Origin of the sequence: Loigolactobacillus coryniformis subsp. coryniformis KCTC 3167 = DSM 20001 (genome assembly GCF_002706425.1) — a bacterium.
Lineage (GTDB): Bacteria > Bacillota > Bacilli > Lactobacillales > Lactobacillaceae > Loigolactobacillus > Loigolactobacillus coryniformis.
Window position 1 is genome coordinate 996,315 of sequence record NZ_CP017713.1, and the last position, 15,224, is coordinate 1,011,538.

At 42.9% G+C, this 15,224-nt stretch carries 16 protein-coding genes and 1 other annotated feature; of the genes, 14 read left to right on the forward strand and 2 right to left on the reverse strand.

Annotation, left to right across the window (positions count from 1 at the left end):
- Positions 1 to 12 precede the first annotated feature (12 nt).
- The 5 genes from LC20001_RS04935 to rplL all read left to right on the forward strand — a co-directional run bounded on the left by LC20001_RS04935 (position 13) and on the right by rplL (position 3,247).
- Complete coding sequence (locus LC20001_RS04935) at positions 13 to 531, forward strand: hypothetical protein (protein ID WP_010011869.1); 519 nt, start codon at positions 13 to 15, stop codon at positions 529 to 531.
- Between the two features lie 190 nt (positions 532 to 721).
- Positions 722 to 1,147, forward strand: a complete 426-nt coding sequence (gene rplK, locus LC20001_RS04940; protein ID WP_003678662.1) for a 50S ribosomal protein L11 — start codon at positions 722 to 724, stop codon at positions 1,145 to 1,147.
- 87 nt (positions 1,148 to 1,234) lie between these two features.
- Positions 1,235 to 1,924: a 50S ribosomal protein L1 gene (rplA, locus tag LC20001_RS04945; protein WP_003678661.1), complete on the forward strand. Its 690-nt coding sequence runs from the start codon at positions 1,235 to 1,237 to the stop codon at positions 1,922 to 1,924.
- Positions 1,925 to 2,136: 212 nt separating this feature from the next.
- Positions 2,137 to 2,285 (forward strand) — a sequence feature (ribosomal protein L10 leader region).
- Between the two features lie 52 nt (positions 2,286 to 2,337).
- The gene (rplJ, locus tag LC20001_RS04950) at positions 2,338 to 2,847 is read left to right on the forward strand and encodes a 50S ribosomal protein L10 (protein ID WP_003678660.1); all 510 of its coding nucleotides are present in this window, start codon (positions 2,338 to 2,340) and stop codon (positions 2,845 to 2,847) included.
- A gap of 31 nt (positions 2,848 to 2,878) precedes the next feature.
- On the forward strand, positions 2,879 to 3,247 hold the full coding sequence (gene rplL / locus LC20001_RS04955; protein ID WP_003678659.1) for a 50S ribosomal protein L7/L12: 369 nt from the start codon (positions 2,879 to 2,881) through the stop codon (positions 3,245 to 3,247).
- 77 nt (positions 3,248 to 3,324) lie between these two features.
- Here rplL and LC20001_RS04960 read toward each other — a convergent pair whose 3' ends face one another.
- The gene (locus LC20001_RS04960) at positions 3,325 to 4,029 is read right to left on the reverse strand and encodes an EAL domain-containing protein (protein ID WP_010011867.1); all 705 of its coding nucleotides are present in this window, start codon (positions 4,027 to 4,029) and stop codon (positions 3,325 to 3,327) included.
- A 234-nt stretch (positions 4,030 to 4,263) separates the two neighbouring features.
- Between LC20001_RS04960 and LC20001_RS04965 the strand changes: the two genes are divergently transcribed.
- A complete protein-coding gene (locus LC20001_RS04965; protein WP_145955954.1) occupies positions 4,264 to 5,637 on the forward strand; it encodes an IS701 family transposase in 1,374 nt (457 codons plus the stop codon).
- A 68-nt stretch (positions 5,638 to 5,705) separates the two neighbouring features.
- Here LC20001_RS04965 and LC20001_RS04970 read toward each other — a convergent pair whose 3' ends face one another.
- Complete coding sequence (locus LC20001_RS04970; protein WP_010009402.1) at positions 5,706 to 6,443, reverse strand: EAL domain-containing protein; 738 nt, start codon at positions 6,441 to 6,443, stop codon at positions 5,706 to 5,708.
- Positions 6,444 to 6,653: 210 nt separating this feature from the next.
- Between LC20001_RS04970 and LC20001_RS04975 the strand changes: the two genes are divergently transcribed.
- The 8 genes from LC20001_RS04975 to LC20001_RS05010 all read left to right on the forward strand — a co-directional run bounded on the left by LC20001_RS04975 (position 6,654) and on the right by LC20001_RS05010 (position 15,183).
- The gene (locus LC20001_RS04975; RefSeq protein WP_010009403.1) at positions 6,654 to 7,745 is read left to right on the forward strand and encodes a competence protein CoiA; all 1,092 of its coding nucleotides are present in this window, start codon (positions 6,654 to 6,656) and stop codon (positions 7,743 to 7,745) included.
- 287 nt (positions 7,746 to 8,032) lie between these two features.
- Positions 8,033 to 9,682, forward strand: a complete 1,650-nt coding sequence (locus LC20001_RS04980) for a peptide ABC transporter substrate-binding protein (RefSeq protein WP_010009404.1) — start codon at positions 8,033 to 8,035, stop codon at positions 9,680 to 9,682.
- A gap of 197 nt (positions 9,683 to 9,879) precedes the next feature.
- Positions 9,880 to 10,815 (forward strand): oligopeptide ABC transporter permease, encoded by a 936-nt coding sequence (opp3b, locus tag LC20001_RS04985; protein ID WP_003677853.1) that lies wholly within the window; start codon positions 9,880 to 9,882, stop codon positions 10,813 to 10,815.
- Positions 10,815 to 11,837: an oligopeptide ABC transporter permease gene (gene opp3C, locus LC20001_RS04990; RefSeq protein ID WP_003677855.1), complete on the forward strand. Its 1,023-nt coding sequence runs from the start codon at positions 10,815 to 10,817 to the stop codon at positions 11,835 to 11,837. Before opp3b ends, opp3C begins: the two co-directional genes overlap by 1 nt.
- Before the next feature lie 5 nt (positions 11,838 to 11,842).
- Positions 11,843 to 12,934 carry an ABC transporter ATP-binding protein gene (locus tag LC20001_RS04995; RefSeq protein ID WP_010009405.1) on the forward strand — a complete coding sequence of 364 codons (1,092 nt, stop codon included), beginning with the start codon at positions 11,843 to 11,845 and terminating at the stop codon, positions 12,932 to 12,934.
- Between the two features lie 18 nt (positions 12,935 to 12,952).
- Positions 12,953 to 13,909 carry an ABC transporter ATP-binding protein gene (locus tag LC20001_RS05000; RefSeq protein WP_003677859.1) on the forward strand — a complete coding sequence of 319 codons (957 nt, stop codon included), beginning with the start codon at positions 12,953 to 12,955 and terminating at the stop codon, positions 13,907 to 13,909.
- 129 nt (positions 13,910 to 14,038) lie between these two features.
- Complete coding sequence (aroD, locus tag LC20001_RS05005; protein WP_244901113.1) at positions 14,039 to 14,818, forward strand: type I 3-dehydroquinate dehydratase; 780 nt, start codon at positions 14,039 to 14,041, stop codon at positions 14,816 to 14,818.
- A complete protein-coding gene (locus tag LC20001_RS05010; protein ID WP_010009410.1) occupies positions 14,815 to 15,183 on the forward strand; it encodes a PTS sugar transporter subunit IIA domain-containing protein in 369 nt (122 codons plus the stop codon). Before aroD ends, LC20001_RS05010 begins: the two co-directional genes overlap by 4 nt.
- Positions 15,184 to 15,224 lie beyond the last annotated feature (41 nt).

The window sequence follows — 15,224 nt, forward strand, 5'->3', positions numbered from 1 at the left end:
GGGGTGAGTGGTGTGGCGCAGCAGCTTAAAATATCGCGGCATTACACTCAATCAGTTAGTTTTACTAATGAATTAACGGTGGTCGTTACACTATCAGGTTCAGCGTATTTTATGGCGGCACGGCAAGTGCATCGTTTAGCCAAACAGGGGCTAGCTGGTTGGCAGCGAACGGTTTATCTTGGTCGGTCAACTGAAATTATTACAACGGCGAATTTAGATAATCCACTGGTTTTAGTGGTCGTGCCACGATGGTGGTCACAGGCTAAAAAAGTTCAGCGATTGCAACAACTGATTGCTCAATTGCTACAGCAGCAAGCCACTATAAAATTAGTTTGTGCGCTACCCTTGAAGTTTACGCCCAACCAGCGGCAACAAATAAGTTGTTGGTTGGCAATTACTATGCACACCAAATCGTGGCTGACTGAATATTTTTGGTCGCCGCGGCACACCCGAGTGAGTCGTGATTCAACTGGGCGGATTACGCATGCTAGTTATCAACGATTATGGCGTGCCGATATCTTTTCTAGCTGACACGTTCCGAGAACTGCCTTTTTAATGAGGCAGTTCTTTTTGTTAAGCACGGCTTGCTTCTATTAAGGGAGCGTGCTATACTACTTGGGTGCGAATTTTCGCATCGTGGCACATTGGTGTCGCGTTAAGTGGGAGGCCAAAATCAGCTTGGCCAAATTACCACAGCACGGACTTAAGGAGGTTTTGTCTCGTGGCAAAAAATGTCGTAAATGTCGTTAAGTTACAAATTCCTGCCGGTAAAGCAACTCCAGCTCCACCAGTTGGCCCAGCATTAGGGCAAGCAGGTATCAATATCATGGGCTTCACTAAGGAATTCAACGCACGTACTGCTGATCAAGCAGGCATGTTGATTCCAGTTGTGATCAGTGTTTATGAAGATCGTTCATTCGATTTCGTAACTAAGACCCCACCTGCTGCAGTTTTACTCAAAAAAGCTGCTGGTGTTGAACATGGTTCCGGCGAACCTAACACGAAAAAAGTTGCTACTGTAACCAGCGACCAAGTACGTCAAATCGCTGAAACTAAAATGCAAGACCTAAACGCTGCAGACGTTGAAGCTGCAATGCGCATGGTTGAAGGTACTGCACGTTCAATGGGCTTCACTGTCGAAGGCTAAAGCGCGCACGGATTTTCAATGAAAATTGTCTAATCAAGTGGGAGGAATTGCTTCCTGTGACCACATTTGCAAGGAGGAAAAACACAAATGGCTAAAAAGAGTAAAAAATACGCAGCAGCTTTAAAGCAGGTTGACGCTGACAAGAAATACAGTGTTAACGATGCAGTTGCTTTAGTTAAAAAAGTCGACTTCGCAAAATTCGATGCAACGGTTGAAGTTGCCTACAATTTAAATGTCGATCCTAAACAAGCAGACCAACAGATCCGTGGGGCAGTTGTTTTGCCAAACGGTACTGGTAAAACACAAAAAGTGATCGTTTTTGCCCAAGGCCCACAAGCCGAAGCCGCAAAAGCAGCCGGTGCTGACATCGTCGGTGCTGAAGACTTAGTGCAAAAAATCCAAGATGGCTGGTTGGACTTTGATGTTGCCGTTGCAACACCACCAATGATGGCCCAAGTAGGTCGTTTAGGCCGTGTCTTAGGTCCTAAAGGCTTAATGCCTAACCCTAAGACAGGTACAGTAACGATGGATGTTACTAAGGCTGTTAACGATATCAAAGCTGGTCAAGTTGCTTACCGTGTTGATAAGGCTGGTATTGTCCATGCCCCAATCGGTAAAGTATCATTTGATGACGCTAAATTAGTTGAAAACTTCCAGACGATGCAAGATACCATTACTAAAGCTCGTCCAGCTTCAACTAAAGGAACTTACATCAAGAGCTTAACGGTTACTTCAACCTTTGGCCCTGGTGTTAAAGTTGATCTTGCTTCTTTCTAAGCAATTGAGGACACAGTCAGTTATACTGACTGTGTTTTTTTTGTAATTTGCGTTGAAAAGACATTAGGTTTTTGAATATTAGCCTAGCAAGACAGCAAGTTACTTTTGCAACCAGATGTATGCTAGTTCGGTTGTTAAATTCAGCTTTTCTTGAAAAAAGCAATTTTAGTTACGAAGCTGCTTGACGGGTGCCGTTATTCATGATATATTAGTTCTCGGTTATATTTCTACCTAAGACTCAGGTGGCTTTGCCTTAAACGTTTAGTTTCACTAAACGGCCCGCCGAGGAGAAAGTTTGTACGGTTTAAACAGACTCTCTGCGGCGTTGTGTCTTTGGACACAGCGTTTTTTTATTAGGAGAAATCCACCAACAGGGTGTTCGCACTCTGATTCTAACAGGAGGTGAGATTCTCGTGAGTGAAGCAGTTATTGCACAAAAAGCGAAAGTTGTTGAAAGCGTCACTGAACAGTTCAAAAATGCAGCATCAGCTGTCATTGTTGACTCTCGTGGCTTAACAGTTGCGCAAGATACAGATTTACGTAAGCAATTACGTGAAGCTGGTGTTGAATTACACGTCATCAAAAACACGATTTTACGTCGTGCCGCTGATAAAGCTGGGTTTGAAGGTTTAGACGATACATTCGTTGGCCCTACAGCCGTTGCTTTTTCAAACGAAGACGTTGTTGCACCTGCACGTATCTTGGCTAAATTTGCCGAAACAGCAGACGCACTTGAAATTAAAGGTGGCCTGATCGAAGGTAAAGTTGCTACTTTGGATCAAATTAATGATTTATCGAAGTTACCAGACCGCGACGGTTTACTTTCAATGTTACTTTCTGTATTACAAGCACCAGTACGCAACGTTGCGTATGCAGTTAAGGCTGTTGCTGATGCAAAACCAGCTGAAGAAGCTGAAGCATAATAATAATTACCTATTCTAGGAGGAACTTAAAATGGCATTAGATAAAGATGCAATCATCGCACAATTAAAAGAAGCAACAATTCTTGAATTAAGCGACTTAGTTAAAGGAATCGAAGACGAATTTGGCGTAAGCGCTGCTGCTCCTGTAGCTGCTGCTGGTGCTGCTGGCGGCGACGCTGCAGCTGCTAAGACTGAATTTGACGTTGAATTAACTGGCGCTGGCTCAGCTAAAATCAAAGTCATCAAAGCCGTACGTGAAATCACAGGTGCTGGCTTGAAAGACGCTAAAGACATGGTCGACGGTGCACCTACTGTCATCAAAGAAGGCGTTTCTGAAGACGAAGCTAACGAACTTAAAGCTAAGCTTGAAGAAGCTGGCGCAGAAGTTACTGTTAAATAGTCATTCATCTATTTTAAAGGAGCTAAATGCTGTTAGATCAGCGTTTAGCTCCTTTTTTACAACCAAAAACGACGGACTTAGTGGAATTTATTCACTTTGTCCGTCTTTTTTTGAGTTTGAGTGCAGCCGATTGAAATCAATTGTGGTCGACCAAGATAGTAACCTTGCATGACATCAGCATGATAATGGGAACCAATACTTAACTCAGCTTTAGTTTCAAAGCCTTCGATTGCAAAAAATTTATGATGAATCTGGGCATATTGGCGCCAGAATTGTAACAACGGACTAATGATAGAACTAAAATCCGTATATTGGCGGAAATTTTGTAATGCAAATTTATATTCAGTCACATATGGATCTAGTGCATTAGCTAGTCTGATCGTATTATCACCGGTGCCGACATCATCCAAACAAACCCATAGTTGGTTTGCTTGATATTGTCGTGCGGCGTCGATAAGGTCAGAGAGGGGCACCTTTTGTGGGCGTTCGGTCAACTCAATGACGACTTCTACGGGATAGCAGGCTTTCTGAACTTGGGTCATGCCAGCGATAAAATCAGGACGAATAAACTGAATTTGATCAAGGTTGATTGATACTAAGGCAACGTTTTTAGGTAAAGCTTTGATTGAAGCAATCGCCAAATCTCGAATCTGTTGGGCTGAGAATTGATTAAAGTTTTGCGGAAAGACCCAATTACCTTGATGATATTGACGAATAAAGAATTCATATCCCAAAGTGTCATTAGCGGTCGAATATTTAGGTTGACCGAAGAAGCGGATCATAAACTAGCCTCCTAATACTACTAAAGTAAAAAGGCCCGTACTCGAAGCTGATGAGTGTGGGTCAGTTATTTATTCATGTGTATTCACTACTAATATTAGCTTAAATAAATACTGATATCTTTAGTAATCATCAGCACTTTACAGCTTTTTAAAAAAATTTGGATATAAAAAGGCACGAATGCCTATTCTTTGCTAAAATGAGTTCGTCTAAAAACCACTCAGAAAGAAGGATTCGTGTTGAACTCATTTTATCAAAAATCATCACTTTTAACCACCCTCCACGCCTATTTTTTTGATTTAAAAGCGGCTGGCTTGTCTAAGCCAATGGGCCTTAACTGTTTTTGGTTGTGTCTAGCGTTGTTAGTGATCGGTGACCGCCACTCGATCCGCCACTTATTTGAACAATTTCTGGGCCGGGTGACGAAGCATTCTTTGAACACGTTTTATCGGGCTTTGGCAGTGATCGGTGACCACTTGCCACAGTTAGAAGTGCGCAACTTGACGTATTTACTGACCTTGATTCCCACTACTTGTCAGGACTTGCCCTTATTATTGGTTCTGGATGACACGGTCCAACCCAAGTTCGGCCACAAATTTACCGGCGTCAAATATCTATTCGATCACGCCGCACATACGGGTAAGCGGCTCGTCAATGCCCATGATTTCGTTACTTTAGGTCTGATGATCCCAACACAGCGGGACCAAGATGACCAGCCAGTTTATACGTTCTTGCCGTTAGCCACGCACCTTTATCAGGCGGAACAGGCGACCAAATACCAGCAAGCGGCGCAAATGATCAAGACGACTTTGAAATCGATCGCCAGCGACCAACAAGTGTTCCTACTGTGTGACAGTTGGTATCCCAAAGCTGAGATCAACCAACTGGTCATGACGCAACCTAATCTAGCTATGATCGCCAATGTGCGTAAAGATACCGCCATGTTTGGCTTACCCAAACGCACCGGTAAGCGCGGTCGGCCGCGGAAATATGGTGACCAGATCCATTTGGGAAATATTGCATTAAATCTTTGTTCGGCCGGAGATCAGATCGGTATAGTGCGGTGTCTGACACGCTTGATGCCCCAGCCAGTTTACATGATCCGCGTACAACGCAAGACGACTTGTCGTCTGTTCATGGCGACGAGCGCGCCCGAAGAATTAGCGGCGATCACAACCGAAACCCTAGCCGTTGATCCGACCCAGCTCACCTATCGGACGCCGGAGACCAGCGCCCCTGCGCCAGCGCTACGAGCGTTGGCCTACTATCAAAAACGTTGGGCGATCGAGACCTATTTTTATGAAATGAAAACATTCTGGCACTTCGGTGATTACGCCGTGCGTTCAGTAGCCAAGATTGAAGCCGATCATCATTTATTGAATACGGCGTATACCTTGATGATCGTATTGCCATTGACCCAACCTAGTTTAGCTTTTTTGGTAACCAAAAGTTTGCGTGAACGCAAACTCTGGTTAAGTCGGCAAATTCAAGCGGCGCTGTTTTTGGCTAGTTTAGCGCGGCAAGTGCAAAGGCGGTTAAAAACAACACCGGCCAAAGTGGTGATTCAGTGGTTGGCTTCTTGTTGGTCGGGGGTCAGTGAAAAGCTGTAAAGTGCTGTAATCATTTTAATACTTATTTTAGTAATTTGGTATACCTAGGATTGTTATATTTTAAGTTTCTATTGTAAGTTACGCCGACGATCTTCATGCGAATGAAAATCGATAATTTTATGCGTGCCACTATTATTAAGGGCGGTGGCATCGATTTGAACGAGTTCAGGATAACCCAAATAATAACCTTGCAATAAATTGGCATGATAATGTTGACCAATCGCAATTTCGGTAGCGTTTTCAAATCCTTCAATAGCAAAAAATTTATGATGGATCTCGGCAAACTTGTGCCAGAACTGCAATAAGGGGCTGATGATCGTACTGAAATCAGTGTGTTGGCGGAAGTTCTGTAGTGCAAACTTATATTCAGTGATATAAGGATCTAATTGTTCAGCTAAGGTTGCTATATTATCACCAGTTCCTACGTCATCTAGGCAGACCCACAAATGGGCGTTTTGGTATTGTTGTGCGGCTACGGCTAGTTTAGCGATAGATATATTGTGGTGATGTTCTGTTAACTCGATGACCACCTCAACTGGTTCGCATTGTTTCTGAACTTGTTGCATACTGGCAATAAATGTATCATCAACAAATTGATCTTGATCTAAATTAATTGAAACCATATTGGTTCCTTTAGGTAATGCTGTTATCGTTGCAATTGCTAGTTTTTCAAGTTGAAGGGCGGTGAATTGGGCGAAGTTTTTGGGGAAGATCCAATTACCATTGCAGTATTGACGAATAAAAAATTCATAACCAAGTTTTTCGTGATCGAGAGAATATTTGGGCTGAGCAAAGAAACGAATCATAAGGCTGCCTCCTAACTGGCAAACTATAAAAAAAGCCCCTACTTGTCTGGCACAAGTACGGGTCGTATCCACAGATCGTGGTTGAGCAATCTTTGCATTAATTTACCTTAAGTATAACATTTTCAAGCTTAAATAAAAGGAAACAGCTTATTTTTACGTAGTTTAAAGATGGAACCTGTGAGTTAAATCAATAGTTATGAGGTGAGTGAAATGTTGATTGCACAAACACGGCAGCAGATATATATAAATAGTTTGGATTATTCGCGAACGCAATTAAAAAAATGGCGCCAGCAAGTTTTTTACTGTCCCGTTTGTCATGAACAGGTCACTTTAAAAATTGGGACCACCATTCAGCCACACTTTGCCCACTTGGCGCATTCAAAGTGCACAGTAACAACAGAAGGCGAAACGGCTGAACATTTAGCTGGTAAAGCCTTGCTTGGTGAATTTTGTCGTCACTGGCAGGTCAATTTTGAGTATGAGGTTTATTTGCCATCGATCAAGCAGCGACCAGATTTACTGGTTAGTACTGGTGTCCGTCATATTGCAATCGAATTTCAATGTAGTCCCTTATCTATTGAGCGGTTACGGGAACGAACGAGTGGTTATCGGCGCATTGGTTATGAAGTGGTGTGGATCTTGGGACAACGTTACCAGAGACAACATTGGACGGCCAGCAACCACGCTTTTCTACAATATTCGCGGCAGTGGGGGTGGTATCAATGGCAGCTTGATGTGAGTCAGCACAAACTATGGTTATTACATCATATTGTGCATTATGGTTACCCACAGCAAGTTGGTTATCAGCGCTGTTCAGTCGAGCAGATAAAATCACTTTATAAAACACAGCACCAGCAGTTAACGCCAACTAAATTGTTAGCAGAAGCACAGCAGTTATATCGATGTTTAGTTCAGTCAGCTCCAGAATTGTTATCGCTGCAAAAGTCTTGTTATTTAGCGGGACACCATTTGGCCGGCGCACCGCTTTGTTGTCATCAAGCTAGCACATTACCGATAAATCAGCAGGCTAGTATTTTACTAGCAGTACGTTTGCTATTATTTTGCGAAAAACAAGGTTGTGTGACTGCTGCACAGTTGGAACAATTCTGCTGGACATATGCGACCGCATTTTATCAACTACCTTTGGTCAATGAGCATTCATGGCAATTACAGTGGTGTCGGAAGATTTTACAACAATGGCAATGTCAGGATGTGCTGCGGTTACAGGGTGCTGTTCTGCACTATCATGAGGCCAAATGGTATCCAGATTATTTTTCTAAGCAAAAAGCGATCAAAAAATAAGAAAAATGATGAGATAATACTCATTTGCTTCGAAAGTTAAGTAGATATTGTGAAGTTATGAGTGGTGCTTTTCATGTAAATTACGCAGAAAGTTCATAATATATGGTGATTAATTAGTGAAAGCACATTATTATTTAATTGAATTTTAATAAAAAAACGATATTTAGCTTAAAATGAGATTTTAACGTTTACTTTAATTTATTTTTAATATAGAATGACAACAAGTTAAAAAGTAGTGATACTTTTCAGTGAAAGCCATAATAAATGATCAAGGTGGGGATTTTATGATGTGGAAGCAAGCAAAACGTATCGGCTTAGTTGCTGCAGCAGGTTTAATGGTCGTACCATTAGCTGGTAATGCTGGAACAGCTAAAGCAGCAACATTGGCAAAAAACCAAACGTTCAAAATGATGGTGCCATCTGAATTAACAACAATGGATAATTCTAAGATGACTGATATTTATGCCGCTACCGTATTAAACAATACCAACGAGGGGTTGTATCGTTTAACCAGTAAAAACAAAGCGGTACCAGCTTTGGCAACATCAGTCGTTAAGTCAACAAACAATGGCTTGGAATATACTTTCCATTTACGTCATTCTAAGTGGAGCAACGGGGATCCAGTAACGGCTAAAGATTTCGTTTATTCTTGGCAACGGACGGTTAATCCTAAGACGGCTTCACAGTATGCATTCTTGTTCGAGGGGATCAAAAATGCAACGGCAATCGCTGATGGTAAGAAACAACCTAGTGAATTAGGTGTTAAGGCAGTCGATGACTATACCTTGCAAGTTACCATGGAAAAGCCAGTTCCTTACTTTGATTTATTGATGGCTAATCCAACTTTCTACCCACAAAATCAAAAAGTGGTTGAAAAGTATGGTTCAAAATACGGGACAACTTCAGCTAAACAAGTTTATAACGGACCATTTAAGTTAACTAAATGGAACGGGACCAGCTTGAAGTGGACCTTAGTTAAGAACAAGGACTATTGGGATAAGAGTAAGGTCAAGTTGAATAAGATCGAGTATCAGGCAGTCAAAGATCCTTCAACCGCGTTGAACTTATACCAAAGCAAGGACTTAGATGATGTCACATTATCTAGTGAAATGGCTAAGCAATCAGCTAATAACAAGGATAAAGTGATCCGCAAGATGGCTTCGACATTCTATTTGGAATATAACCAGAAGAAAGTTAAAGCCTTCCAGAATAAGAAGATTCGTCAAGCAATCTCTTTGACCGTTGATCGGCAGAAGTTAGCTAAAAACGTCTTAGCTGATGGTTCTACAGCGGCTAAGGGCTATGTGCCAGATGGTTTAGCTAATGATCCAAAGAATGGCAAAGATTTTGCTTCTGAAGCCCAAGGTGCTACAGAAAAAGCCGCAGTTGATTATAACATGAAGAAAGCCAAGAAGTTATGGGCTGAAGGTAAGAAAGAAGTCGGCATCAAGAAACTTAACGTTGAGTTAATGGGTGACGATACTGATGCTTCTAAGAAGATTTTGGAATACTTACAAAATGGGATGGAAAAATTGCCTGGTTTGAAAGTTACTAACCAAAACTTACCATTTAAGACACGGTTATCACGTTCTGAAAGCGGCAAGTTCGATATGGTCATGACAGCTTGGAACGGGGACTTTGGGGATCCAATCACGTTCATGGACTTATTGACCAGCACCAACTCTTACAATAACGGTAAATGGAGCAATGCTAGCTACGATAAGGACGTTTCTGCTTCCAAGAACGAAAACGCTGCTAATCCAGATGCACGTTGGCAGAACTTGCTTGATGCCGAAAATACTTTGATGAGTGATGAAGGGGTCGCACCAATTTATCAGAAGAACGAATTCCATTTAGTTAATTCTAAAGTTAAGGGTATCGTTTATCATCAAACTGGCGCAAGCTATGATTACAAGACGGCTTATATCGCTAAATAAGTTGTTTATCGAAACAAGTAGGGTTAGGTTAAGGTTAGGGGGAGATCAGCTAATCGCGGCCAGCCTTACTTGTTTTTTGTGCTAAAGTCATTAATTGAGCTGATTGCCTAATTCGATGTTTTGGTGTAATAAATTAGGTTTATCAGAAGTACGTTTTCGGTTCAGAAACTAACTTATATTGAATAGGAGCATTGCCCATGCGTAAGTATATTGTGAAGCGGGTGCTGTATATGATCTTGACGTTATTCTTGATCGCCACCATCACCTTCTTCTTAATGAAACTCCTGCCCGGCACACCGTACCAAAATCAGGATAAAATGAGTGCGTCACAGATTCATATGATGAATGAACAGTATGGCTTGAATAAGCCAGTGTGGCAGCAATATTTGATCTATATTTTTGGGATGGTCCATGGTGATCTAGGAATTTCTTTCCAATTTTCAAGCCAGCCAGTTTCGTATTTGATTGCCACTCGGATCGGGCCATCATTACAATTAGGCCTTCAAGCAATGATCGTCGGTTCTGTTCTAGGGATTTTACTAGGAGCAGTGGCCGCAATTCGTCGAAATACGTGGGCCGATACTTTGGCGACGTTATTAGCGATTTTAGGGATGTCGATTCCTAACTTCGTCTTTGCCGTCTTGCTGCAGTATATTCTCGGCTTTAAGTTGAAATTATTCCCGATCGCATTGTGGAGTAATTTTAGCTCGAGTATTTTACCGACAATTGCCTTGGCGATGATGCCATTGGCTGAAACAGCGCGGTTTATGCGGACCGAAATGATCGATGTTTTGAGCAGCGATTATATTATGTTGGCTCGTGCCAAAGGTTTAACGCAGTCAGGGGTGGTTTGGCATCATGCGTTGCGTAATAGCTTGATTCCAGTCATCACGCTAGCTGGCCCGTTGGCAGTCAACTTGATGACTGGCTCAATGGTTGTCGAAAATATTTTCTCGATCCCAGGGATTGGGGAACAATTCGTTAAGTCGATCACGACTAACGATTATCCGACGATCATGGGTGTAACGATGGTTTATTCCTTTATGTTAGTCGTAGTAATTTTAATTGTGGATATTCTCTACGGAATTATCGATCCGCGGATCAGACTTAGTGGAAGCGAGGTTAGTGCATAATGGCAGATGAAAAAATGAATTTACCTAAAGATGCCTTTGAGCCACTAAAAGCGGACGAACAGCTAAATAATGAACGAATTGCGGCACCGTCATTAACCTTCTTACAGGATGCTTGGCGCCGGCTAAAGAAAAATAAGGCTGCTGTGATCTCTTTGTGGGTCCTAATTATTATAATTGTTTTAGCCATCGGTTCGATTTGGTTCTCACCGCGTAACCCAAACGCGCAAAATGCGTCCTATGCCAATTTACCGCCTAAGATCGGTAATGGTTTCTGGGGTTTTGATGGTAAGGCGAAGGTTGCCGGGACACTTGTTGATTCCTACAAACAAGCTGGTGTTCCTAAAGGCACTTATTATGTGTTAGGTACTGATTATTTAGGCCGTGATCTATTATCCCGGATTTTATTTGGGACGCGGATCTCGTTATTGGTTGCTTTTGTTGCCACATTCTTTGATTTGGTGATCGGGGTCGCTTACGGTATGTTTTCTGGCTGGTACGGTGGCCGCGTTGATAATATCATGCAGCGGGTGCTGGAAGTTATTTCCTCCGTGCCTAACTTAGTTGTTGTTATCTTGATGATCGTCGTCTTCAAGCCAGGTATTTTCTCGATCAGTATGGCGATCGCCATCACTGGTTGGATCACCATGGCGCGCTTAGTTCGAGCGCAGACCTTGAAAATGAAGGATCAGGAATTTATTTTGGCGGCGCGTACTTTAGGCGAGTCGACTAAGAAAATTGCCTTGAAACATTTATTGCCTAACTTATCGAGTACGATCATCATTCAATTGATGTTCACGATCCCAACGGCAATCTTCTTTGAAGCCTTTCTAAGTTTTATCGGTATCGGGATCAGTGCACCAAACGCTTCGTTAGGGACGTTGTTAAATGATGGTTACAAGACCTTCCGCTTCTTACCTTATCAAATGTGGTATCCAGCGGCAGTACTGTCGATCATTATGATCGCCTTCAACTTATTAGCTGATGGTTTACGTGACGCATTCGATCCACGGACAAGGGGGTAACCAAATTGGATAATATTTTAGAAGTTAAAGATCTAGCCGTCAATTTTGGCACCTTTGCCGGGGATGTTCAAGCAGTACGTGGCGTCAGTTTTAATCTGCGTAAAGGTGAAACTCTAGCTATTGTTGGTGAAACTGGTTCAGGTAAAAGTGTCACCACCAAGGCAATCATGGGCTTGCTGGATAGTAACGCAAAAATTAAAAGTGGATCGATCATGTTTGCTGGTCAAGACTTGTTAAAAGCATCAGCGCACGAAATGGCTGAAGTTAATGGGAATAATATTGCCGAGATCATTCAGGACCCCATGACATCGTTGGACCCAACGATGTCGATCGGTAAGCAAGTCTCGGAACCGCTACGGATTCATAAAAGTATGTCGAAGGAAAAAGCAATCGCGCGGACCAAAGAAGTTTTGGAATTGGTTGGGATTCAGAATGCTGAGGCACGGATGAAAGATTATCCACATCAGTTTTCTGGTGGGCAACGCCAGCGGATCGTAATCGCGATGGCCTTAGTTAACTATCCGAAAATTCTGATTGCTGATGAACCAACGACTGCCCTGGATGTAACGATCCAAGCTCAGATTCTGAATTTAATGAAGGAATTACAGCAAAAAATCGATACATCGATCATTTTTATCACTCATGATCTGGGTGTCGTTGCCGGAATGGCTGATCGGGTAGCAGTGATGTATGCGGGTAAGATTATTGAAGTTGGTACCGTCGATGAAATCTTTTATGATCCCAAGCATCCATACACCTGGGGCTTGATCAACTCGATGCCAACGTTAGATACTAAGGCTGATCGGCTGTACGCGATTCCTGGAACGCCTCCTGACTTACTCGATCCACCTAAGGGTGATGCTTTTGCGCCCCGAAATGAATATGCGTTAAAGATCGATACAGAAATGGAACCCCCATTTTTCCCGATTACAGCGACCCATGCGGCAGCCACTTGGCTATTGCATCCTGATGCACCGAAAGTCACACCGCCACCAGAAATCGTTCGGCGGCAGAAGATTTACCAAGATATGGTCGCTAAGGGGCTAGATCAACCAAATAATCCTGCTGTGAAATTAAATACGCCGGCAACGGACTAAAGATAAGGGGATAAAATATTGGCTGAACGTAAGAAGATATTACAAATCAAAAATCTAAAACAATATTTTAATATTGGTAAGCCGGATGAAGTTAAAGCAGTTGACGATGTTTCGTTTGATATTTATGAAGGCGAGACGTTTGGTTTAGTCGGTGAATCAGGTTCCGGTAAAACGACTGTCGGCCGGAGTGTTATCCATTTATACAATCCCACTGCTGGTGAGATCATGTTCAACGGTCGTAATATTCGCCAATTGAAATCGACTAAAGATCAGTTGGAGTTTCGGCGCGAAATGCAGATGATCTTTCAAGATCCATACGCATCATTAAATCCGCGGATGAAGGTCAAGGATATTATTGCTGAAGGCATCGATATCCATCATTTAGCTAAGGATAGTCAAGACCGTGATGCGCAAGTTGCTCACTTATTGGAAGTTGTTGGCTTGAACGCTGATCATTCGACTCGTTACCCGTATGAATTTTCCGGTGGTCAACGGCAGCGAATCGGGATTGCCCGGGCTTTGGCCGTTCAACCAAAATTCATCATTGCGGATGAACCCATCTCAGCATTGGATGTTTCGATTCAGGCACAAGTGGTTAACTTGTTACAGGATCTACAAGAGCAGCATAATCTGACTTATTTGTTCATCGCCCATGATCTTTCGATGGTCAAATATATTTCTGATCGAATCGGCGTTATTCATTACGGTCGTTTGATGGAAATTGCTACCTCTGACGAAATTTACGCTAATCCGTTGCATCCATACACGGAAAGCTTACTTTCGGCAGTGCCGGTGCCAGATCCGCAGTATGAGCGCAGTCGGAAGCCAATTCCGTACGACGCTGCAGCTCATGAAGGCGACGATAAAGAGCGGCACTTGGTTGAAGTGGTGCCAGGACATTTTGTTCGCGCCAGTGAAGACGAATTACCAGCTTATCGTGAAAAAGCTGAGCAGTACCGCGCACAATTAGTTTAGACTGAATTTAGAGTGTCGTCATATTAATTTATGGCGGCATTTTTGTTATAAAAATACCAATGTTAGCGTAAACTTTGCTAAAATAGAGCAGATGGGATCATGATCGTATAGTAGAGAAGGAGGGGTTTGTTGTTGCCAAAAGTAACTTATATCCGCCGGTTACCGCTCGGGGATGGGGTTCCGAAGACGTGCGTGCCGTTGACCGCGACTAGATTAGCTGATGTGTTGCCGCAATTGGCGCCAATATTAGCAGCGCAACCAGATTTGATTGAGTGGCGCTTGGATTATTTAGCTGATTTTACAGCGAAGACAGCATTGCTTGCAACTTTGAAACAAGTGCGTCAGCAGTTGGGTGAAGTCCCATTATTAGTGACTTTTCGTAGTCAGGCCGAGGGCGGTAATGCAGTCTTAAGTTCAACTGATTATCAGATGTTATTGCAACAGTTGATCAATAGTGGGCACGTCGATGCTGTGGATATTGAATTAAGCCGTGGTGAGTGCGTTGCGGCTCTGTGTGCACAGGCACGTGCCGCTCAGGTGCAGTCGGTAGTCAGTGCCCACTTCTTCCAAAAAACGCCGCCAGTTGACGATATGGTGGCATTATTAGCGCAAATGGGGCAGCAGGGGGCAGCGATTACTAAAATTGCGGTCATGCCAAGTTCAGCGCAGGATGTACTGAACTTATTGCAGGCGACCTTAACTGCCACTCAGCAGCAAACACAGCCGGTGATCACGATGGCGATGGGGCAGTTAGGTCAGATCACGCGGTTGGCAGGTGGTACCTTTGGTTCAGCAGTTACTTTTGCAACTGTCGCTGCCGCATCGGCACCAGGGCAGTTGCCATTAGCAACATTACAACAGATACTACCGCTTTTGAATGGCGATTCAGGAAAGGAATTAGACAAATGAGTTTAGGTATAGTGGTTGTCGCGCATGTACCCGAAATGGCGACTGGGTTGGCTAAGTTATTACAAAATATTGCACCAACGGTGAGTACAACAGCTGCTGGTGGTAATAGTGTTGGCGCAGTTGGTACTAGTATGGATCGTATTGAACAAGCTTTTAAAGCTAATCAAGCAACTGAGTTGTTGGTTTTTTATGATTTTGGTGGTGCGCGGCGCAATATTGAATTAGCTGCGGCGTTTGGGGATAAAAATACATATATTTATGATACTGCCTTTACCGAAGGCGCGTTTACAGCAGCAACGATGTTAGAAGCTGGGCAAGATCGTGCTGCGATTAACGAAGCGATTCAACGGTTAGTCATTAAATAGAACACAAAAACAGCCCTAACGATATTTTTACCGTTAGAGCT

Coding starts and splice junctions, on each gene's coding strand:
- rplA (WP_003678661.1), top strand. CDS start 1,235: ATGGCTAAAAAGAGTAAAAAATACGCAGCAGCTTTAAAGCAGGTTGAC.
- opp3C (WP_003677855.1), top strand. CDS start 10,815: ATGGCAGATGAAAAAATGAATTTACCTAAAGATGCCTTTGAGCCACTA.
- LC20001_RS05010 (WP_010009410.1), top strand. CDS start 14,815: ATGAGTTTAGGTATAGTGGTTGTCGCGCATGTACCCGAAATGGCGACT.
- LC20001_RS04960 (WP_010011867.1), bottom strand. CDS start 4,029: ATGATCCGCTTCTTCGGTCAACCTAAATATTCGACCGCTAATGACACT.
- opp3b (WP_003677853.1), top strand. CDS start 9,880: ATGCGTAAGTATATTGTGAAGCGGGTGCTGTATATGATCTTGACGTTA.
- LC20001_RS04980 (WP_010009404.1), top strand. CDS start 8,033: ATGTGGAAGCAAGCAAAACGTATCGGCTTAGTTGCTGCAGCAGGTTTA.
- LC20001_RS04970 (WP_010009402.1), bottom strand. CDS start 6,443: ATGATTCGTTTCTTTGCTCAGCCCAAATATTCTCTCGATCACGAAAAA.
- rplL (WP_003678659.1), top strand. CDS start 2,879: ATGGCATTAGATAAAGATGCAATCATCGCACAATTAAAAGAAGCAACA.
- LC20001_RS04975 (WP_010009403.1), top strand. CDS start 6,654: ATGTTGATTGCACAAACACGGCAGCAGATATATATAAATAGTTTGGAT.